General features: G+C 43.3%; 20 protein-coding genes. 3 read left to right on the forward strand and 17 right to left on the reverse strand.

Annotated features, from left to right (window positions below):
* Positions 1 to 32: 32 nt before the first annotated feature.
* A complete protein-coding gene (locus ABJ384_RS12340; RefSeq protein WP_349927645.1) occupies positions 33 to 656 on the reverse strand; it encodes a glutathione S-transferase N-terminal domain-containing protein in 624 nt (207 codons plus the stop codon).
* A gap of 315 nt (positions 657 to 971) precedes the next feature.
* On the opposite strand from ABJ384_RS12340, the gene ABJ384_RS12345 reads away from it, so the two are divergent.
* Positions 972 to 1,439 (forward strand): Hsp20 family protein, encoded by a 468-nt coding sequence (locus ABJ384_RS12345; RefSeq protein WP_349927646.1) that lies wholly within the window; start codon positions 972 to 974, stop codon positions 1,437 to 1,439.
* Positions 1,440 to 1,565: 126 nt separating this feature from the next.
* Here the strand turns inward: ABJ384_RS12345 and infC are convergent, their stop codons facing one another.
* The 3 genes from infC to ABJ384_RS12360 form a co-directional block, all read right to left on the reverse strand.
* Positions 1,566 to 2,117: a translation initiation factor IF-3 gene (gene infC, locus ABJ384_RS12350; protein WP_086195388.1), complete on the reverse strand. Its 552-nt coding sequence runs from the start codon at positions 2,115 to 2,117 to the stop codon at positions 1,566 to 1,568.
* Between the two features lie 5 nt (positions 2,118 to 2,122).
* Entirely contained in the window at positions 2,123 to 4,045 is a 1,923-nt protein-coding gene (gene thrS / locus ABJ384_RS12355; protein ID WP_349927648.1) for a threonine--tRNA ligase, read from the reverse strand.
* Between the two features lie 570 nt (positions 4,046 to 4,615).
* Positions 4,616 to 4,750: a hypothetical protein gene (locus ABJ384_RS12360; protein ID WP_265092675.1), complete on the reverse strand. Its 135-nt coding sequence runs from the start codon at positions 4,748 to 4,750 to the stop codon at positions 4,616 to 4,618.
* A gap of 334 nt (positions 4,751 to 5,084) precedes the next feature.
* Between ABJ384_RS12360 and ABJ384_RS12365 the strand changes: the two genes are divergently transcribed.
* Positions 5,085 to 6,725: an acyl-CoA synthetase gene (locus tag ABJ384_RS12365; protein WP_349927650.1), complete on the forward strand. Its 1,641-nt coding sequence runs from the start codon at positions 5,085 to 5,087 to the stop codon at positions 6,723 to 6,725.
* A gap of 144 nt (positions 6,726 to 6,869) precedes the next feature.
* Here ABJ384_RS12365 and yjgA read toward each other — a convergent pair whose 3' ends face one another.
* The 13 genes from yjgA to ABJ384_RS12430 all read right to left on the reverse strand — a co-directional run bounded on the left by yjgA (position 6,870) and on the right by ABJ384_RS12430 (position 18,675).
* Positions 6,870 to 7,403: a ribosome biogenesis factor YjgA gene (gene yjgA / locus ABJ384_RS12370; protein WP_086195385.1), complete on the reverse strand. Its 534-nt coding sequence runs from the start codon at positions 7,401 to 7,403 to the stop codon at positions 6,870 to 6,872.
* Between the two features lie 2 nt (positions 7,404 to 7,405).
* Positions 7,406 to 7,675, reverse strand: a complete 270-nt coding sequence (locus ABJ384_RS12375) for an HPr family phosphocarrier protein (protein ID WP_086195384.1) — start codon at positions 7,673 to 7,675, stop codon at positions 7,406 to 7,408.
* Entirely contained in the window at positions 7,672 to 8,523 is an 852-nt protein-coding gene (rapZ, locus tag ABJ384_RS12380) for an RNase adapter RapZ (RefSeq protein WP_086195383.1), read from the reverse strand. The genes ABJ384_RS12375 and rapZ overlap by 4 nt, the downstream gene beginning before the upstream one ends.
* A gap of 26 nt (positions 8,524 to 8,549) precedes the next feature.
* Entirely contained in the window at positions 8,550 to 9,395 is an 846-nt protein-coding gene (gene panC, locus ABJ384_RS12385) for a pantoate--beta-alanine ligase (RefSeq protein ID WP_349927652.1), read from the reverse strand.
* A 2-nt stretch (positions 9,396 to 9,397) separates the two neighbouring features.
* Positions 9,398 to 10,207: a 3-methyl-2-oxobutanoate hydroxymethyltransferase gene (gene panB / locus ABJ384_RS12390; protein WP_180043679.1), complete on the reverse strand. Its 810-nt coding sequence runs from the start codon at positions 10,205 to 10,207 to the stop codon at positions 9,398 to 9,400.
* A 47-nt stretch (positions 10,208 to 10,254) separates the two neighbouring features.
* A complete protein-coding gene (gene folK / locus ABJ384_RS12395) occupies positions 10,255 to 10,743 on the reverse strand; it encodes a 2-amino-4-hydroxy-6-hydroxymethyldihydropteridine diphosphokinase (protein ID WP_349927655.1) in 489 nt (162 codons plus the stop codon).
* The gene (pcnB, locus tag ABJ384_RS12400; protein WP_349927657.1) at positions 10,740 to 12,200 is read right to left on the reverse strand and encodes a polynucleotide adenylyltransferase PcnB; all 1,461 of its coding nucleotides are present in this window, start codon (positions 12,198 to 12,200) and stop codon (positions 10,740 to 10,742) included. Before pcnB ends, folK begins: the two co-directional genes overlap by 4 nt.
* 136 nt (positions 12,201 to 12,336) lie before the next feature.
* Entirely contained in the window at positions 12,337 to 12,747 is a 411-nt protein-coding gene (locus ABJ384_RS12405; protein ID WP_349927658.1) for a ComEA family DNA-binding protein, read from the reverse strand.
* Positions 12,748 to 12,758: 11 nt separating this feature from the next.
* Positions 12,759 to 13,520, reverse strand: a complete 762-nt coding sequence (gene mazG / locus ABJ384_RS12410; protein ID WP_349927660.1) for a nucleoside triphosphate pyrophosphohydrolase — start codon at positions 13,518 to 13,520, stop codon at positions 12,759 to 12,761.
* Between the two features lie 340 nt (positions 13,521 to 13,860).
* Positions 13,861 to 14,553 (reverse strand): hypothetical protein, encoded by a 693-nt coding sequence (locus ABJ384_RS12415; protein ID WP_086195376.1) that lies wholly within the window; start codon positions 14,551 to 14,553, stop codon positions 13,861 to 13,863.
* Between the two features lie 12 nt (positions 14,554 to 14,565).
* The gene (locus ABJ384_RS12420; protein WP_349927662.1) at positions 14,566 to 16,626 is read right to left on the reverse strand and encodes a hypothetical protein; all 2,061 of its coding nucleotides are present in this window, start codon (positions 16,624 to 16,626) and stop codon (positions 14,566 to 14,568) included.
* Positions 16,617 to 18,122 (reverse strand): hypothetical protein, encoded by a 1,506-nt coding sequence (locus ABJ384_RS12425; protein ID WP_349927664.1) that lies wholly within the window; start codon positions 18,120 to 18,122, stop codon positions 16,617 to 16,619. The genes ABJ384_RS12420 and ABJ384_RS12425 overlap by 10 nt, the downstream gene beginning before the upstream one ends.
* 310 nt (positions 18,123 to 18,432) lie before the next feature.
* Positions 18,433 to 18,675, reverse strand: a complete 243-nt coding sequence (locus ABJ384_RS12430; protein WP_349927665.1) for a hypothetical protein — start codon at positions 18,673 to 18,675, stop codon at positions 18,433 to 18,435.
* A gap of 107 nt (positions 18,676 to 18,782) precedes the next feature.
* Between ABJ384_RS12430 and ABJ384_RS12435 the strand changes: the two genes are divergently transcribed.
* On the forward strand, positions 18,783 to 19,202 hold the full coding sequence (locus ABJ384_RS12435; RefSeq protein ID WP_349927667.1) for a hypothetical protein: 420 nt from the start codon (positions 18,783 to 18,785) through the stop codon (positions 19,200 to 19,202).
* Positions 19,203 to 19,287 lie beyond the last annotated feature (85 nt).

Below are 19,287 nucleotides of genomic sequence, written 5' to 3' on the forward strand. Positions count from 1 at the left end.
GTCATCTTAACACAACTGCGCTTCAAGTCATTTTAGCCAGAGACCTGAATCGACAATGCTTTCTGAATGGCAGGACGTGCAGTCAGGCGATCTACATATTCTTTCACGTAGGGATAATCTTCCAGCTGAATTTGCTGCCATTCATGGCGTAGGATCCACGGTAAAATTGCCATATCGGCAATTGAATATTCACCCGCCACATACTTTTGCCCAATCAGCTGCTTATTCAGCACGCCGTACAGACGCTTGGTTTCATTGACATAACGGTCTAAGGCATAGGGAATTTTTTCCGGTGCAAAGCGACCAAAATGATGGTTCTGTCCCAGCATCGGCCCGAAACCACCCATTTGCCACATCAGCCATTGCTCGACTTCAACGCGCTGTTGCTCATCTACTGGATAATACAATCCGGTTTTACGGCCCAAATACTGCAAAATTGCCCCAGACTCAAATACTGAAATGGCTTCACCACGCGGTCCATCCTGATCCACAATCGCGGGAATTTTATTGTTAGGTGAAATACGTAAAAAGTCAGGCTGAAACTGATCATTTTCTAAAATATTGACTGGAAAAATTTGGTATTCCAAACCCATTTCTTCTAATGCTATTGTAATTTTATGACCATTGGGTGTTCCCCAATAATAGAGATCAATCATGTTTCCTACCTTTTGCCTTTTTCGTTTTACATGACATGCTTAAAATTTATTCCAGTTATAGCATGATTTAGTACCATACATCCGCATATTTAATTATAGATTCATCAATAAAACCACTAAATATAAAGCATTATTTTCAGGCAAAAATCAGCCCCGGATGTTGTTACATATTGATGCTTGAAAAGCCTCCACCCAATCTTATATTAGACATGAAGCAATCATCCATTCAGGATATTGCTTCACATTACTTATGCCATCCATTACAGAATTATCATCATGCTTCTATAACTTTTCTGAGAACCGGAGGTTCTATCCATGAGCAATTCCAGTCTTACCCCACTGTTCCGACGTAGCATCGGTTTTGACCGTTTTAATGACCTGTTTGACTATGCAATGCAAAGTGAAACACCGAATTATCCACATTACAATATTGAAAAAACCGGCGATAATAATTACCGCATTGTCGTCTCTGCAGCCGGATTTAACGAAGACCAACTCGAGATCAACCTGGAAAATCAGGTTCTGACCATTAGCGGCAAAGCAGTTGAAGAAAAATCGGATACTACGGTAGAATTTTTACACAAAGGTATCGCCCACCGTTCCTTTAAACTGTCTTTGCGTCTGGATGAACACGTAGAAGTACAACAAGCTGACTTTGCAAACGGTTTGTTAAAAATCGAGTTACAGCGCAATGTTCCAGAAGAAAAACTACCTCGCCAGATTCCAATTGGCAGCAAAACCACGGAAAAACTTACGTCACCTCAACAGGAAACAACAAAATAACACCCCAAAAGACTGGTCAATGACAGGTCTTTTAAATAATTGAAACGATCTCTTAAAAAACCGATTCAAAAAATCATCGCTATAAAAAAGCCCTGCTTTTGCAGGGCTTTCTTCATCAATAGAGGCTTACTTTTTCTTTTTAGGACCAAGTAGCATACCCATTTGACGACCTTCCATTTTTGGTGCTTGTTCAACTACACCGAATTCAGCCACATCTGCTTCAACTTTTTGCAATTGAGCCAGACCCAGCTGTTGGTGAGCCATTTCACGACCACGGAAGCGTAAAGTGATTTTTACCTTGTTGCCTTCTTCAAGGAACTTGATAATGGCACGTAATTTTACGTTGTAATCACCAACATCAGTCGCAGGGCGGAGCTTGATTTCTTTCACCTGTACTTGATGCTGTTTTTTCTTCGCTTCTTTCTGCTTTTGTTTCAGATCAAACAAATGCTTGTTGAAGTCCATGATTTTACACACGGGTGGCTCAGCATTTGCAACAATCTCAACCAGGTCAAGATCGACAGCTTCAGCTGCACGTAAAGCATCATTTAAGCTTACGATGCCTTTTTGCTCGCCATTTTCGTCTACAAGACGGACTTCTTTTGCACGAATTTCATCATTCAAAGCAGGACGGTTTGATTTGTTACCGCCCTGTTGATTACGGTCAGGCTGTTTAATCGCTTTTACTCCACAATATACCGGCCGCGTTCGGCAACGGCTGCTTTTACTAGGTCAACGAAAGCATCGATTGACATAGTACCCAAATTTTTTCCTGAGCGGGTACGCACATTCACTGTACCTTCCTCTACTTCACGGTCCCCAAGTACCAATAAGTAAGGAATACGCTCTAAAGTACGTTCACGAATCTTAAAGCCGATTTTCTCATTTCTCAAGTCGGAAATGGCACGAATACCGTTTTCTTTAAGTTTAGCGACGACTGACTCACATGCTTCCGCTTGAGAATCGGTAATGTTCATTACACATGCTTGTGTAGGTGCCAACCAAGGTGGCATAAAGCCTGCGTAGTGTTCAATCAGTATACCAATAAAACGTTCGAAACTACCAAGAATTGCACGATGTAACATAACAGGCTGATCACGGTCGTTATCTTCTGTTACATAAGAAGCATCCAGACGCTCTGGCAAGTTGAAGTCACACTGAATTGTACCGCACTGCCATACACGGCCTAGGCAGTCTTTTAATGAGAATTCGATCTTAGGACCATAGAATGCGCCTTCACCCGGTTGAAGTTCCCACTCCAAACCGGCAGCATCTAAAGCATCAGCCAAAGATTTTTCCGCCATGTCCCAAAGTTTGTCATCACCGACACGTTTTTCCGGACGTGTAGAGAGTTTCATTTGAACGTCTTCAAAACCGAAGTCTTTGTACACATCTAAAGTCAATTTAATGAAATCTGCAACTTCAGTTCCAATCTGTTCTTTGGTACAGAAAATGTGTGCATCATCTTGGGTAAAGCCACGAACACGCATAATACCGTGCAATGAGCCTGATGGCTCGTTACGGTGACATGAACCAAACTCAGCCAGACGGATCGGAAGATCACGGTAAGATTTCAACCCCTGGTTGAATACCTGTACGTGACATGGACAGTTCATTGGTTTAACCGCATAGTTACGGTTCTCTGAATGAGTCGTAAACATGTTGTCTGCATAGTTTGCAGCATGTCCCGATTTTTCCCAAAGCGTGAAGTCCACCACTTGCGGGGTACGAATCTCAAGATAGCCATTCTCTTGCTGAACTTTACGCATGTACTGTTCCAATACCTGGTAAATGGTCCAGCCATTCGGATGCCAGAACACCATACCCGGTGCTTCTTCCTGCATATGGAACAAGTCTAAAGCTTTACCGATTTTACGGTGATCACGCTTTTCTGCTTCTTCAATACGTTTTACATACGCTGCAAGCTGTTTCTTGTCCGCCCAGGCTGTACCGTAAATACGTTGCAGCTGTTCATTCTTCGCATCACCGCGCCAGTAAGCACCAGAGATTTTAGTCAGTTTGAACGATTTTAAGAATTTGGTATTCGGTACGTGCGGACCACGGCACATATCCAGATAGTCTTGATGGTAGTACAAGCCCATTTGCGTTTCTTCAGGCATGTCTTCAATCAAGCGGAGTTTGTATTCTTCGCCACGCGCAGTGAATTCTGCAATCACTTCATCGCGTGGGGTCATTTTTTTGATGACATCATAGTCCTGATCGATGAGCTTTTTCATACGCTCTTCAATCGCCGCCAAGTCATCTAAAGTAAACGGACGTGGCATCCAGATGTCATAGTAGAAACCTTCTTCAATGACCGGACCAATCACCATCTTTGCTTCTGGGAACAATTGCTTCACCGCATGGCCGACCAGGTGCGCACAAGAGTGACGAATGATGTGAATACCATCTTCATCTTTAGGCGTAATAATTTGTAAGGTTGCATCTTCGGTGATGAGATCAGACGCATCAACCAAACGGTCGTTTACGCGACCCGCAACTGTATTTTTTGCAAGACCCGGACCAATGCTCAGTGCAACGTCCATCACAGATACGGCTTGATCAAACTGTTTTTGATCGCCATTTGGCAAAGTGATAATTGGCATAAAAAAATCCTTAAGGAGTGATGCCCCGTACCATAGGGCATGTCACCGCGAGATTATGATCGAGGCAGAACCTCAAAAGATAAAAACGGTGGATAAATAAAAATCGATTAGAATTTTACACGTCTTATCCACAGGATTAAACCTTTTCTCCTAGAAAATTCGCGATTTGGCGCATTTTGAATTTATTTGCCAATGCCTTAGCTCTAGCTCAATCAAGGAATTTCCACTTCCCTTTTTATGCTCTAAAGTTATTCCATGCTTGGAACTTGCACTAAGCATAGGAATAAAGCTGAGCAAATTGCGGAATCACAGCTTCGCTCTGGGTGGGTCTTAAAAATACATAATCACCCCATTTCGGATAGAGCTCGTGTAATGCAGCGTACCCCAATGCAATCGGCCCTAATATTTCTGTAAAATGGGTTCGACCAAATCAAATATCGCCTTATAATCCTGTTTATAAAACTGGTGAATGGAAATGGAGACCGAATCGCGCTGATTGGCTAAAGACTGATTGATCGGAGCAAGATATTTCCCCAGGTCATATAAGCGTGTATCTGATTGAACTGTGCATTAACTTCTATCTTCATCAAAGGCCAGCATGCCTTTTAATTGATCAAAATTAAGCAAAGTTTCATCCGTCTTGGCCAACGCACTAAATGAATGCCCTGCACGACGACACGAATATGAGCAGAGGATTTGACTCATTTTTGTAATTCATTGACATGCTGAGGTTGAAAAATTTCTGGATGTGCCTGCTAGCTTCCAGACCAGTTCTGCTATCCTTTATCCGCCTGTTGTATTTTCATTATTATTTCCTGGCTAATGTTATTTAAATTGCCTGTTTAGAGTAAAATACCTAAAAAAGCAAATATGGGAACCCGTGCGTTCAAAAAAAATCCATGCCATAAAATAATTTTTTAATTTTCAATATGTTAAAAATTACCAAATAGCACTCGACTAAAGCATAACTGCAAGATTTCTGATAAATGCATATCTTTTTCAAAAGGATATGAAAACAAATATAGAATGGAGTTTTAACATGGTTAGCGCATATGATGAATTACCGCGTACCCCCGCAAATTTTGTAGCGTTGTCACCTTTACGCTATCTGGATCGGGCTGCTTATATTTACCCGAATCAAAATGCAATTATTCATGGTAAACGTCGTATTACCTGGCGTGAAAAATATAATCGTTGCCGCCAGTTTGCCCACCAACTCCAAAAACTCGGGATCGGTAAAAATGATACCGTTTCGGTACTGCTGCCTAATGTGCCGGCAATGATTGAAGCACATTTTGCCGTACCAATGGCAGGTGCCGTACTGAATACCTTAAATACCCGTCTGGATGCCAAAACAGTTGCCTTCATGCTGGAACACGCCGAAAGCAAGGTATTGCTGGTTGACCCCGAATTCAGCCAGCTTGCTACAGAAGCCTTGGCGCTAATCCCGCAAAAAATCTATGTCATTGATGTCGCCGATGAAGAATATGAGGGTGAAGATACCCGTATTGGCCAGATTGAATATGAAGACTGGATTGCACAAGGTGATACCAATTTTGAGTGGCATTTACCCGCAGATGAATGGGATGCCATCAGCTTAAGCTATACCTCGGGCACCACGGGTAACCCGAAAGGCGTGGTCTACCATCACCGCGGAGCCTACATTAATGCAGCCAGTAACATCATTGCCTGCGGCATGATGCCTCGCGCGACCTATTTATGGACCCTGCCATTGTTTCACTGCAATGGCTGGTGCTTTGCCTGGACCATGGCTGCCAATGGCGGAACCAATGTCTGCCTGCGCAAAGTTGATGCAGAACAGATTTTCAAATTGATTGCCGAACATAAAGTCGACTACTTCTGTGGTGCACCGATTGTCCTGTCGATGCTGATCAACACCCCTGAAGAAAAAAAGACCCAGATTGATAACCGGGTTGAAGTGATGGTGGCCGGTGCTGCACCTCCTGCGGCGATTATTGAAGGCATGCGTAATATTGGCATTAATGTCACTCACGTCTATGGTTTAACTGAAACTTACGGCCCTTCTGCACTGTGTGCATCACAAGCGGGCTGGAGCGACCTGTCGATTCAGGAACAGGCACACTTGCACTCTCGTCAAGGAGTTCCATATCCACTGCAAGATAGCATGAAAGTACTTGATCCGGAGACCATGCACGAAGTGCCGCATGATGGTAAAACCATGGGCGAGATTATGTTCCGCGGCAATATCGTCATGAAAGGCTATTTAAAGAATCCGGAAGCAACCGCCGAAGCCTTTGCTGGTGGCTGGTTCCATACTGGTGACCTTGCCGTTTGCCAACCGGATGGCTATGCCAAAATTACCGACCGCTCTAAAGATGTGATTATTTCCGGCGGTGAAAATATTTCCTCGCTCGAAGTGGAAGAGGTGCTGTATCAGCACCCAGCAGTCCTGACGGCAGCGGTAGTGGCAAAACCTGATCCACGCTGGCAGGAAGTTCCATGTGCCTTTGTGGAACTCAAACAAGGTAAAACGGCAACAGCGGAGGAACTGATTGAATACTGTAAACAGCATTTGGCCCGTTTTAAAGTACCTAAAGATGTGGTGATTACCGAAATTCCAAAGACATCTACAGGCAAACTGCAAAAATTCATCTTGCGTGACTGGGCCAAAGAACGTGCTACAGGCGAGTTTCAGTAACTCTCCCTCACCAGCCCTCTCTAACTCTCTCCCTGAGCAAGCGACAACGCACTGCTTTGTCGCAAAGCGCAAGAGAGCAATCTTAAGGCATAAAAAAGCGACTCCATCGAGTCGCTTTTTTAATTTTATTACTGAAGCTCAAGATCAATTATCTGAAATCAAAGCCACTTGCTGAATATAGTTGAACAGTTTCAACTTGGATGCAGCCAGCTCTTCTTCCGTCACCTGATTTTTGATATCACGATGGATACGCAAAATATGCTGACGAATCGCATGATGCTCAGCAGCATTATGCGCTTTCATGAATTCTTTAATCACCGGATCACCTTGCGCGATCATACGATCGACCCAACGTTGCAACTGCGCGGTTTTTTTCGCACCTTGCTGTGGGGTTAGGTAAGACAAAATCATGGTTTCATCTTCATTACGCAATAATTTTCCTACACGCTGAAACTGACGGCGACGTGCTTCATGTGAAGTAATGGTTTGCACATCCAGTAAAGCATCAATCAGACGTTCTTCCACCGGAAGGTTTTTAATTTGTTTGATACTCAACTGAGCCAGTTGCTCACCTAAAGCAGCCATACGCTGAACTGCTTTTTTCTGTTCGGTTTTACTCGCCCGCCCTTCTAAACTTTCAAAGTCATCTTCAGTAAAACGGTTCGGTCGACGTGCCACGATTAATCTGCCTCGTAAAATTTTGCTGCAAATAATGCCTGAATTTCAGATAAAGCCTGTTCTTCATCTGTACCTTCAAGCACTAAACGTAAAGTTGTGCCTTTGCCTGCACCGAGCATCAGCAAAGACATAATATTTTTTGCATCTACTAATTTGTTGCCTTTACCAATTTGAATCGATGAACGAAATTTGGTGGTAACTTCGATTAGCTTTCCAGACGCACGCGCATGTAAACCTAGTTTATTAATTACGTCAACAGTTGTGTCAATCATGACCAGTGCTTCATTTCTCTGTGGAGGACTTGGATAGACCATTTTTCCTCAAGGGCTTTTTTGAGTCTATCTACGATATATACGGAACGATGCTGCCCGCCGGTACAGCCAATGGATACCGTCATATAGTGACGATGCCCTTCTGCAAAGGCAGGCAACCACTTATCTAAAAAATGATAAATGTCTTGGAACATTTCATTGGTTTGTTCACTTTGCAGCAAAAACTGTTGTACAGGCAAATCCAAACCTGAATATTTTCGCAATTCCAGATCCCAATGCGGATTCGGCAAATGACGTACGTCAAAGACATAATCGGCATCAAGCGGAATACCGTGTTTATAACCAAATGATTGTAAAATTAAAATGAGGTTATCTGATTGTCCAAGTTTAGACAACAAGGTATGTTTCAGATCATGTACGCTTTTATCGGTGGTATCAATATGTACCGTTGAACGCAACTGTATCGGAAGTAATAAGGTTTTTTCTTCCTGTATACATTCAATCAGGCTTTTAAAACGACCTGCTAAAGGATGCGGACGCCGCGATGCACTAAAACGCGAAATCAGTTCCTGATCTTGCGTGGTCAAATAAATGATATCCACCGAACCAGATTTCTGCAGTTGTTCAAAAACATGATCAAATTCCTGCAAATCTGCACGCGTACTGCGTACATCTACGCCCAGTGCCAGCTGTTCAAGATTATTGTCACGATCCAGTTTTTCCACAATTTCCGGCAGCAATGCCAGCGGTAAATTATCAATACAGTAATAGCCCAAATCTTCAAGCACCTGCAGGGCAGATGATTTTCCCGATCCAGATTGTCCTGTGACGATTAAAATACGCTTCATGGCAAGGCTGTCCTTAATAGTGAAGTCTATGCGGTATGCTTAACCTGCAAGTTATCAATCAGTCTGGTGGTGCCCAATTTAGCGGCAACAAACAGCACCACATCCTGATCAAAGGCTTCTATTTTTTGTAATTCCGGAGTGCGTGCTTCCACATAATCCAAAATAAAACCAGCTTGTGTCAACTTTTGCTTTATATTTTCTAGCACGTCCGCAAGGCTGACACCACTGTGCAGTTCCTGCTCGGCAGCAGTTAAACTCTGGTAAATGGTCGGAGCAATGGCACGGTGTTCTGCACTCAAATAACCATTACGCGAACTAAGGGCCAAACCATCTTTGGCACGGGTAATCGGCACCCCAATCACTTCTAGCGGAATATTCAGGTCACGTACAAACTGACGAATCACCGCCAGTTGCTGGTAGTCCTTTTGCCCGAAGAAGGCAAAATTTGGCTGCACAATATTAAACAGTTTAGTAACCACTACCGCCACGCCATCAAAATGCCCCGGACGCTGCAACCCGCATAAGTCATTGGTAATCTCAGACACGCTAATGTTGGTTAAACGCGGCTTGTTGCCATACATTTGCTCAACGCTAGGGGCAAAAATAATGTCACAGCCGACATCTGCTAACAAATGACTATCCTGCTCCAGAGTACGCGGATAACTGTCAAAGTCTTCATTGGGCCCAAATTGAATCGGATTGACAAAAATACTGACCACAACAACATCACAGATTTTTTTTGCTTCACGTACCAGGTTTAAATGCCCTTCATGCAAATTCCCCATGGTCGGAACAAAACCGATAATTTTTCGTGCCGATCGAGCTGGACTCAGTGAAGCGCTTAATCCCTGAATGGTAGTTTCTGTTTTCATGTTTACAGCTCAACTTGAAAAGTTTGTTCTTTAGCAGGAAAAGATTGATCTTGTACCGCTGCATGGTAAGCCTTAAAAGCATCCAGAATTGCAGTTTCCCCTGCCTGTTCTTTCATAAAATTACGTACAAATTTGGCCACATGACCACCGGTCAGTCCAAGCATGTCCTGTACAACCAACACTTGGCCATCCGTATCTGCTCCCGCCCCAATGCCAATCACAGGCGTATGTGGAAACAACTCACTAATTTCCTTACCCACCTGCGCCGGAACACATTCCAGTAGCAGTACCGCAGCACCGGCTTCCACCACAGCCTTACAATCGGCAATCAGCTGATCGGCAGCTTCACGGGTACGCGCCTGAACCTTATAGCCGCCAAACACATGCACAGATTGTGGAGTTAGGCCCAAATGCACACATACAGGAATACCATTGCGGGTCAAGACCTGAACGGTTTCAGCCAGCCATGCACCGCCTTCAATTTTCACCATGTGCGCACCAGCTTGCATGACTGTTTTTGAACTAGATAATGCCTCATTGAGGGTGGCATAACTCATAAATGGCAAATCAGTCAGAATAAAGGCATGCTGGTTACCACGGCGAACAGCTGCGGTGTGATAAGCCATATCCTGTACCGTCACAGGCAGGGTAGAATCACAGCCCTGAATGGTCATTCCTAAAGAATCACCTACCAGAATCGTATCAATTTCAGCAACTTCCATTGCTTTGGCCATGCTCGCATCATAGCAAGTCAGGCAGGAGAATTTGCGGCCTTGCGCTTTAAATTTTCTTAAGTCACTTAGACTAATCATCCGGATATTCCTCTTATGACGACTTTCTCAAGCGGTCATGCAAAAAATTAAATATTTGCCCAATTTCCCTCATCCAATACGGTAAGCGATGGATGTTGCAATATCGGTAAATCTTTTAATAATTGTCCTTTGAGTTGTAAATTTGCCTCTAAATCAAGCAGTGGCATCAGCACGAAATCACGTTCCATAACACCAATATGTGGCACGGTTAAACGCTCATGATGAATCTGTTCTTCGCCATACATGAGGAGATCCAGATCCAAAGTCCGCTCCCCCCAACGGCGCAGTCGAACCCGACCGGATTCTTGCTCAAAACGCTGCAACTCATCCAGCAAAGCCAGTGGCTCCAAGTCTGTAACCAGCTGTACAGCCGCATTTAAATAATTGGGCTGGTCTTGTGGCCCCATTGGAGGACTTTGATACAACCTTGATGTTTTCACTGATCCCAAAGTCGCCAGTTTCTGGACTGCTTCGGTCAGAATTTGACGCGAATTACCCAGATTACTGCCTAAGCCGATGTAGGTTACTGTGCTCATTGTGTCGGTCCAAAAATCACCTGGCTTAAGTCACGCTTAACCCGTTTGCGTTTTAAAATCGGATGATCGGAGGCAATTTCGGAACCGCCTGCTGACACAGTTTGAATCGGTCTTTCCGGTTTTGCCCGGCTCTTACGTTCACGGCGACTACGCGGTTCCGGCTCGTTCACCAAAGGTTCAATTTCAGTAATTGCAGCAACCGGTTTGGTTTCCACCACATCGTCTGTAGTTGCCTTACGGCGGCTTTTTGCACGCTGGCGGTTATATTGACTGATGGCACGTTCTTTTTCATCCGTAGACATCTGTTGATACGCATCCCACCATACACCCATGCCTTGAGTGGTATCGTCACCCGATTTCTCACGCAGTAACAGAAAGTCAAATCCGGCACGGAAACGCGCATGGGTCGATAAAGCCTGAATTTGCTGCGGCTTCGGATTGAGTAAACGCGTTTGCATTTCCCATACTTCACGAATAAAAGTTTCTGCAAAACGTGGAATGATGGTCCGGGTAGCCTGACGCTTTAAGACATCCAAACCGGCTTGTGCTCTTGCCTCTGCCGGAACAACGCCTTTACTTAAATAAAATTCACAACGCTCTAAAAAAGGTTTCCATAACAATACGGCATAGAAGAATGCAGGATTGATGGTCTTGCCCATTTGAATGCGCTGATCGGTATTGATCGCAGCGCGTTCGATAAAGGTGGAGATATCCGGACTGATGTCCGCAAACAGCTGATGCCAAATACCGAAATCAATCAGCATTGGCAGCACCCGGTTCAAATGTCCCATGGTGAACAGCTTCTGTGATTCATCATATAAGCGGTGTGGAGAGATATCACGCAACAGTTGAGTCAACTCGGGGGTAAAAATCTCTAGAATTTCAGGTGCAATACTAAAATTTAATTTTGCAGCAAAACGTAAAGTACGCAGCATCCGTACCGGATCTTCTTCGAAACGTAAGGTCGGGTCACCCAACAAGCGCAAGGTTTTATTTTTTATATCATCAATGGCATGGCAGAAATCCAGCACAATCCCTTTACGCGGCTGGTAATACATCGCATTAATGGAAAAATCACGACGCACAAAATCTTGCTCAATCGTGCCCCAGTTATTGTCGCGCAGAATCATACCTGAGGCAGAAGTGACTGCTTTTTTAGGCGGGGCACGGAAAGTGGCCACCTCGACCAGTTCGCGACCGGCATAGACATGAGCAAGCTCAAAACGTCGTCCGATAATACGGCAACGTCGTCCGAAGACCTCTTTGACCTGAGCCGGAGTTGCGTTGGTGACCGCATCGAAATCTTTAGGATTCAGCCCTAAAATTAAGTCACGGACGCCGCCACCGACGATATAAGCTTCATAGCCTGCCTTGGTTAAGGCATCAATAACATCTAATATGTAAGAAGGTAATTGAGCGGTTGATAAACCACATTTTGACGCGCGCAAAGTTTGCAAAAGACGCTGTCTCCTACGTCTGAACGTAAAATATCTAAGATGACGCTAATCATATCTCTAACACAATCAAAGGGCAATTTGATTATCTTAATGCATCATACTTTGTTCGATATTCTAAGCGGATATTGCCATTCATCTACAAGCCTAAACGGTCTTTATTCTTGCTAAATAGCGCAGGTCCAATCCCCTTGACCTGTTGCAATTCTTCAATATTTTTAAATTTTCCATTTTTTTGTCGATAGGCAATAATTGCTTCCGCTTTCTTCTGTCCTACCCCTGAAAGTTCTTGTAGCTGTTCCGCATTGGCCTGATTCAGGTTGATCTTGTTGGTCGCTGAAGTCGCAGAGTTTAAAGCAGGCCTAGCCAAATAATAATTTCGTGTTGAGACGCGCGGTATTTTTAACCGTGCATCCTGGGCCTCCTGTTCAACCTTCCATTTTAAATACTGCTGGTCAAACTGTTGAGCATAACTACTGGATACACTCAACAAAGACAGCAGACTAAAAATATAAGAAATCCCCTTCAGGATAGGTATTATTTTTTTCATTGGGAAACCTATTATTTTAATTGTTGTTTCGCTTGCTCCCACAGTTGATCCATTTCTTCTAATGATAGGGCTTCAATATTTTTATGTTGTTGCTGAGCCTGATCTTCAATGAAAGCAAAACGTGTTCTAAATTTATGAATGGTACTTAACAGTGCCATTTCACTAGAAAGCCCTAGTTTACGTCCAACATTGATCAGTGAAAATAAACAATCGCCAAATTCGTCGAATATTTCGTCGGAATTTTGCCTTTGCATGGCGTGTTGTAATTCGCCTAATTCCTCATTCAGTTTGCCATAAGCACCTGCCACATCTGGAAAGTCAAAGCCAATTTTCGCCGCATTTTTTTGAATGTCATGTGCTTGCTGAATGGCAGGACCATGCTTGATCTCATCTAAGCGTGATTGTGCTTTGCCCTGCCTTTCCTGCTGTTTAATTTGCTTCCACAGTACGGATACATCTTCCGCGCTCAATTGTGAATATTGTTCTGCCTGAAAGACATGAGGATGACGGCGAATCAGTTTTTCACTAATGGCATTGACCACATCATTAAAATCAAAAGCACCTTGCTCACTGTACATCTGTGACTGAAATACTACTTGTAACAACAAGTCGCCCAGTTCATCGCGCACTTCATTTGCGTTTCCTGCTCTGACTGCCGCTTCGACTTCATACGCCTCTTCTATGGCATATCGGGTTAGGCTTTGCGGTGTTTGCAGCTGATCCCATGGACATTTTTCACGTAGCTCACGCATGACTGCCAATAATTTATCCATGTTTTCATTACTCCCCGACATGTTCAGATACAAGCATTTTCCTGCTCCATTGTAGTGATATTGAACCCCATTGCACTCAAAAATAAAGTACCCCAATCATAAAAGTGCAAAGAGAACACATAGGGGCACTCGATCGGTATGGGTGAGACAACACAAGATAAGATGCGAGGAATTATGCGACTTGCTGTTAATAGGCAGTGGCCTGCGCATAAAAATGGGGAGAGAATAAAGAAAATACCAGCAAAAGAGCCTGATGATCAGGCTCTTCTTTAGTGTTCAATATATTTAATGAACGGTACGAGATTTTAATCAGTCTAAAATCTATATCCCAATCAATATGTTAAATATCATTAAGCACTCTTGGTTTTTCTGCAGAGCTGGTTGGCAGTTTAAATTCAATACCGGCTTTTTTAAACAGCTTAGGATATTCTACCAAAGCCAAGGTTGAGTTTTTTGCAATACCGGTAATATCACCCACTACATTTTTAGCATCAACCAATGACATTCCAGTATTGGTCAAGCTGGCTGGATTTGTGATCAAACTGGTACTCACCTGTTTTGCCCCTACCGCCAATTCACGAGCGGTTAAACTTGCAATCACAAAGTTTGTTGCAGAATCCAACAAGTGTTTCTTTTGGTCTGCATTCAATGATGCAAGTTTTGCGACTGTTGCTGCCTCATCCTTTTGAGAAGCTTCTAAAACAGCATTAGACATCGCCACAATTTCTTTTTGAATGGCTTCTTTTTCTTTCAGATCAGAAGTCGTTTTCAGGCTTTTCTGTTTTGCTTTTAATTCATCCGAATCCTTTTTGCTTGCAAGCAATGAAGCTAAAGCAGTACGGCTCTGAAGAAACATCGCATTCGCGGCTTTGGCTTGAGTAAAGAAACCATTCAGATCCATATTTGACGAAGATACCCCAGTAGCCGATTCAGTGAGTGTCGAAGCCAGGCTACTAAGTGAACCAAAACCGGCATAAACACTTGATGCTCCCATTGATGCACTGATGGCTAAAACAATCGAAATTTTTTTCATATCCTATTACCCTTATTGTGAAGAATCGGCTTTTTGCACGATTTGATTTAAAATTTTTGGCAAAGCATCAAACATCTGAATGTTATACATTTCATGACGATGCTGATGAACAATGCCTTTGAGTTGAATTTCCTGCTGCAAACCATATGCACCGATTTTTTCAGCGTTCTGGTTGAATCTGCGCGCACCACTCGTCATGACCAATGTCGCATCACAACTGGATTGATCACTATTACATTTCACCGAGTTTTCTTTCACCTCGATCTTAAAGACAGGCTGCAAACATTCATCTTTTGGAAGATAGAAATTCACATCCATATTCTTTTTAAAACCGGCATTTTCGGTCATACGAATAACAGCGTCTTTTAATAAGGTTTGCCCTTTAAAACCTGCACCAGTGGCATAAAACGGTCGCTTCGACTGGCTGGTAAAAGCGCTATAAAGCAATGGACCAAAACCGTAAAACGGAATTTCACCCACTTGTTCGGTATGTAAGCCCGGACATAAAACCCGTGCCTGCTTGGAATCACCGACGGGTGCAGAACTGTCCAGCAAAATACTGTCGCCAGAACGCACCGGCAAACGATCATTGCTGCTGACCGGGAAGTCGAGTTGCGCGGTGACTTTCTTGTCTTGACGTTCTAATATGGTCGCTTCCCATGTAGGAATCAGGATATTGCGTCCTGCTGCCCGATCGGAGTGATAGACATGAACTTTCATGCCTCGACTTAAGCGCTCACCGGCATCATCAATGGTGATGCTTTGCCCGCTTGAACCCGAAACCTTTAAATCAGAGCGGGTGAATTGAATACCCTTCTGAAATTGTTGACCCAGTTTCAACAGCGCATTTTTCAGCACCACTTCTTTACGAGCTTCCAAAGAAAAGCCCATTCCTTCAGAAATCACATCTTTAATTTCATCTGTTGCATGGGTTGAATAAATCACCCGACCGGAACGATCAATCATTTCGGCAAAGACTTCACTATGAAAGATCTGCTGTTGGGTCATTTTGCCAATCCGCTGCTGATAAGCAATCACAGGAATGACATTAATCCGAATAAAGAATTCTGGCAGCTCGCGCTGATTAATATCGGCACTTTGCGCCAAAGCCGTCTGCTCACTGATACTTTGTGCCATCGCACTATAACGGCGGTTGACTGGCGTCAGGGTAAAAGATGCCTGCTCACCAATCGCATCCGAAAAAATCTGTTCGATCAGGTCTTTGGACTCACCTTGATAGGTCAATACATCCACCACCAAGGCTTTAGGCTTGTTCATGGCCTGACGTGTATTGGTCGATACTTTGCTAAAGCGTTTGCTATTGCTCTGCATCAGCACTGGTACAGCGACAGCATAATCGCTGTCTGCATGTACCACACGAATCAGGTCACCTTCAGCAGAACTGAGTTCATCCTGTATGGCAATTCCCTGCTTAAATCCTTTATCCAGCACCAGATAGGATTTCCACTGGTCAATCACCTGCGTATCAATTTCAGTCACCTGGAGCTTGGTTTTCAAGTCTTGAGTGAGTTGCTGCGTCAAGCTCAACAAGGTACTTTGAAATTTCTGTTTAATCGCTGCTTTGGTTGCTGCCGACTCAAGCTCACTGCTCAGCACCTGGATTGGCTGAGACAAGGTCGCACTGTCGCTATAAATCACTTCGCCCGACAAGACATTCGTGAGTTTCAAACTCAGGGTCACAGGCAGAAAAATTTCAGCCGTTGACTCTTTTTGAATGATATATTCACTGGCACGTAATACGTCCAAGGATGCAACATAGGTGCGGTGCTTGGTCTTTTGCGAAATGCTGTCGACAATTTGTTCGCCCAGACTTTGCTTTAATCCCTGCACAAACAGTTGTTCTGCTTGCTTACGAATCACATCATTATCAATTGCCTGGCTAAAATCACAGACTATGGATGCACCATTGGCTTCATATTTATTCGGGTCGGCACGGCAACCTTGCTCCAGGCCAAAAATCCCTTTTGATGGATAAATCTGGATATCTGCATGTGCGACTGCCGAAAATAGCATTAGCATCGCCAGACACAGGGCTTTGAATTTTACTTGCATTGTGTACCACCAATACACAGTGTGATGGTATTGCCCGCCTGTAAGCGTTCAGCATTTGACAGGGTTGGATTGACATTGCGCAATGCTTTGGCCAACTCTGCACTCATCGGCTTTTCACCCTTATAGGTCATGGTCATTTCAACCAATTTGCCATCTTGCGTACGAATATCGATATTCTCCGCACCGTCCATTTCATCCAGTGCAATATATAAGTCATCACCTAAACGGCTCGATACATTGCCAGAAATGCTTTTCACAAAAATGGTGATTTCCTTACCATACATGGAACGGTTTTTTGCATAACCCAAAATCTGCGGGCCAATTTGGCTAATCGCCAGCTCGCCGAGTTTAGCCGCTACATTGGTTCGGCAGGCATCTGTCGTTGCGCCAGTTGATGATTCAGTACGGGTTTGGCCACCCATTAGGGTCGAGTCATCCACTGAATAAATTTTAAAGCTCACCGCACCATCACAAACAAACTGGCCCGTTACAGGAGAACGGCCACGGTCATAAATATACGAACTGCCAGCCATAAACCAGTCAGCTTTTTCCTTACGTGCAGCGGCCACCAGTTTATTCAGTTCAGCATCACTCGTCAGCTGCTGAATCGTCATACTACGGCCATTCAAATACTGGCTTCTGAAACGGTCAGAATCGAGTAAGCGCAGGTCATAACGAACCGCTGACTCAGCAATCGCATTCAAGGTCTGGTTATCGCGTTCGGCCTTGGTGCTTGGCGTTTGATATTCCACATATTTCACGAAACTTTGAATATCATTTTGCCGTTCAGACTGGCTATATTTTGCCGATTCACTGGCATTGTAACTACTTGAAGATGACGATTTTCCCGAATTATTATGACTTGCCGAGCGTGCCGACACGCCCACACCGGCACCATAATAGTTGTCATAGGCATAGCCTGATGCAGCAGATGACCGGCCTTTAGATGAATAAGAGTCTGAAGCACTGGCTTTAGCACTTTCACTGGCTTTGTAACTGGCATTTTCATCATAGCTATAACTACGATCGGAAAAATAAGAGGTAAATTCTTTGACGGGTTTGGAATTATCTTTGGGAACACCAAAGTATTCATCCATGACAATCATGATCGGGCTGGTTCGGCTATTTTTTTTTGCTAGCCCCAGATCATTTAAAATAGAACGGAACTCTTGATCATCCATTTCAAGACTGACCTGGGTCAGCAATTCATTATTGCCTTGAGTTGAACTGCCACGGTTAATGAGGTAGCTGGAATCGACTTGCTTCACAATTTCATCCAGATACTGCTGAGCCTCTTGCATTGCTTGTGGACCATTTATTTTTTTAATCATTGCAATGACAGCATCAGTTTTTGCATTCTGGAATGCCTGGTTACGCGTAGCATTCGGATCTTTTTTGATAATCGGCGCGGTGCCTTCCCCATTCACTTTAATAATTTCTGCATTAACCGCCTGAATACCACCCAGACACAAAAGTGCCAATATGGTCTTTTTCATGATTTACACCCTTTTTCACTAATTTTTTCTGATTTACTAATAAATAAATTTAGATATTTTTAACGTGATTTTTAAAATACAAAAAACACACAAATCATAACAAAAATTAAGACCAACTCCATCACTAAATTCTATTTTTTATTGATTTTTTATACCATTCAATCAATAACATAATTTTATAAGTCAAATTAACACCCCCTTAGACACAAATTCATTACTCTATTTTGATGGTTCCTTTTGAATAAATATTTCAGTATATTTCAATCAATCTAAAATACAAAAAGAGGCATTTAAAACACCATTGTTAAAATTATTTCGTACAGTAGCTCAACAGCCCCAAATCACGGACTGCAATCCCCTGCACAGACATAGCCTGAACAGAAAATTCACGTTCATCCATCAACAGTCCGATCACAACATACGGGTCGCTTAGGAAGCATCTTGTGCAGGATAAATGGAAGACATCCCCCATGAAAAATGGGCAAATACTCATGAATACGCCTGAGAAACCAGCTTCATCAGCAAGGGCTGGATCAGAAGAATACAGACTCATCTTTCCTAACAATTGGTAAAACTTTAGCTAAAAAACAACTGTTGGCAATATCGCAACTGGGACTAAAATTATCCCTAGAATCCTTCAACATGAATAAGGCGATAATAATGAAAAATGCTCTTCTAATTTTAATCGGCAGCTTAAGTTTAATGGCTTGTTCGACTATGCCTTCCGATAAACAGACTCAAAATAACTCATTAAATTCGGAGCCGAATAGCAATGCCACCAAAGAGGTTTCGATTGATGGCAGCTATACGGGTGAAATTGTTGGCGATTACCAAAATTCTAAATTTTCCCAGTTAAAAATTGGTATGTCTAAAGGTCAGGTAGAAGATTTAGTTGGTGCTTCAACAGATCAAAGAAGCTATCAAACAGTGAAAGCCTGGATTCCAGTCGCAGGTGCTTTTTCCAAGGATCAATTTCGGATTGAAACCTACTACAAAGAGGCTGGACGCTTAATCTACGCCAATAATGGAACCAAATTATATCGAATCGAAGTGGATCAAAGCGAAGATGGCCTTCAATAATCCCCGGATCTTTTCACACACTCACTAAACATTCATCACTATCGATCATTGAAATAAAAATGCCTGTTTTGATTTTAAAACAGGC

It is taken from the genome of Acinetobacter sp. A1-4-2, assembly GCF_040233925.1.
Lineage (GTDB): Bacteria > Pseudomonadota > Gammaproteobacteria > Pseudomonadales > Moraxellaceae > Acinetobacter.

What these genes read in the sequence shown, in the direction of transcription:
- ABJ384_RS12360 (WP_265092675.1), bottom strand. Translation starts at nt 4,750, where the DNA reads ATGAGTCAAATCCTCTGCTCATATTCGTGTCGTCGTGCAGGGCATTCA.
- ABJ384_RS12365 (WP_349927650.1), top strand. Translation starts at nt 5,085, where the DNA reads ATGGTTAGCGCATATGATGAATTACCGCGTACCCCCGCAAATTTTGTA.
- thrS (WP_349927648.1), bottom strand. Translation starts at nt 4,045, where the DNA reads ATGCCAATTATCACTTTGCCAAATGGCGATCAAAAACAGTTTGATCAA.
- ABJ384_RS12375 (WP_086195384.1), bottom strand. Translation starts at nt 7,675, where the DNA reads ATGATTGACACAACTGTTGACGTAATTAATAAACTAGGTTTACATGCG.
- ABJ384_RS12405 (WP_349927658.1), bottom strand. Translation starts at nt 12,747, where the DNA reads ATGAAAAAAATAATACCTATCCTGAAGGGGATTTCTTATATTTTTAGT.
- ABJ384_RS12435 (WP_349927667.1), top strand. Translation starts at nt 18,783, where the DNA reads ATGAAAAATGCTCTTCTAATTTTAATCGGCAGCTTAAGTTTAATGGCT.
- ABJ384_RS12415 (WP_086195376.1), bottom strand. Translation starts at nt 14,553, where the DNA reads ATGAAAAAAATTTCGATTGTTTTAGCCATCAGTGCATCAATGGGAGCA.
- rapZ (WP_086195383.1), bottom strand. Translation starts at nt 8,523, where the DNA reads ATGAAGCGTATTTTAATCGTCACAGGACAATCTGGATCGGGAAAATCA.
- ABJ384_RS12420 (WP_349927662.1), bottom strand. Translation starts at nt 16,626, where the DNA reads ATGCAAGTAAAATTCAAAGCCCTGTGTCTGGCGATGCTAATGCTATTT.
- mazG (WP_349927660.1), bottom strand. Translation starts at nt 13,520, where the DNA reads ATGGATAAATTATTGGCAGTCATGCGTGAGCTACGTGAAAAATGTCCA.
- panB (WP_180043679.1), bottom strand. Translation starts at nt 10,207, where the DNA reads ATGATTAGTCTAAGTGACTTAAGAAAATTTAAAGCGCAAGGCCGCAAA.
- ABJ384_RS12430 (WP_349927665.1), bottom strand. Translation starts at nt 18,675, where the DNA reads ATGAGTCTGTATTCTTCTGATCCAGCCCTTGCTGATGAAGCTGGTTTC.
- ABJ384_RS12345 (WP_349927646.1), top strand. Translation starts at nt 972, where the DNA reads ATGAGCAATTCCAGTCTTACCCCACTGTTCCGACGTAGCATCGGTTTT.
- ABJ384_RS12425 (WP_349927664.1), bottom strand. Translation starts at nt 18,122, where the DNA reads ATGAAAAAGACCATATTGGCACTTTTGTGTCTGGGTGGTATTCAGGCG.
- ABJ384_RS12340 (WP_349927645.1), bottom strand. Translation starts at nt 656, where the DNA reads ATGATTGATCTCTATTATTGGGGAACACCCAATGGTCATAAAATTACA.
- panC (WP_349927652.1), bottom strand. Translation starts at nt 9,395, where the DNA reads ATGAAAACAGAAACTACCATTCAGGGATTAAGCGCTTCACTGAGTCCA.
- folK (WP_349927655.1), bottom strand. Translation starts at nt 10,743, where the DNA reads ATGAGCACAGTAACCTACATCGGCTTAGGCAGTAATCTGGGTAATTCG.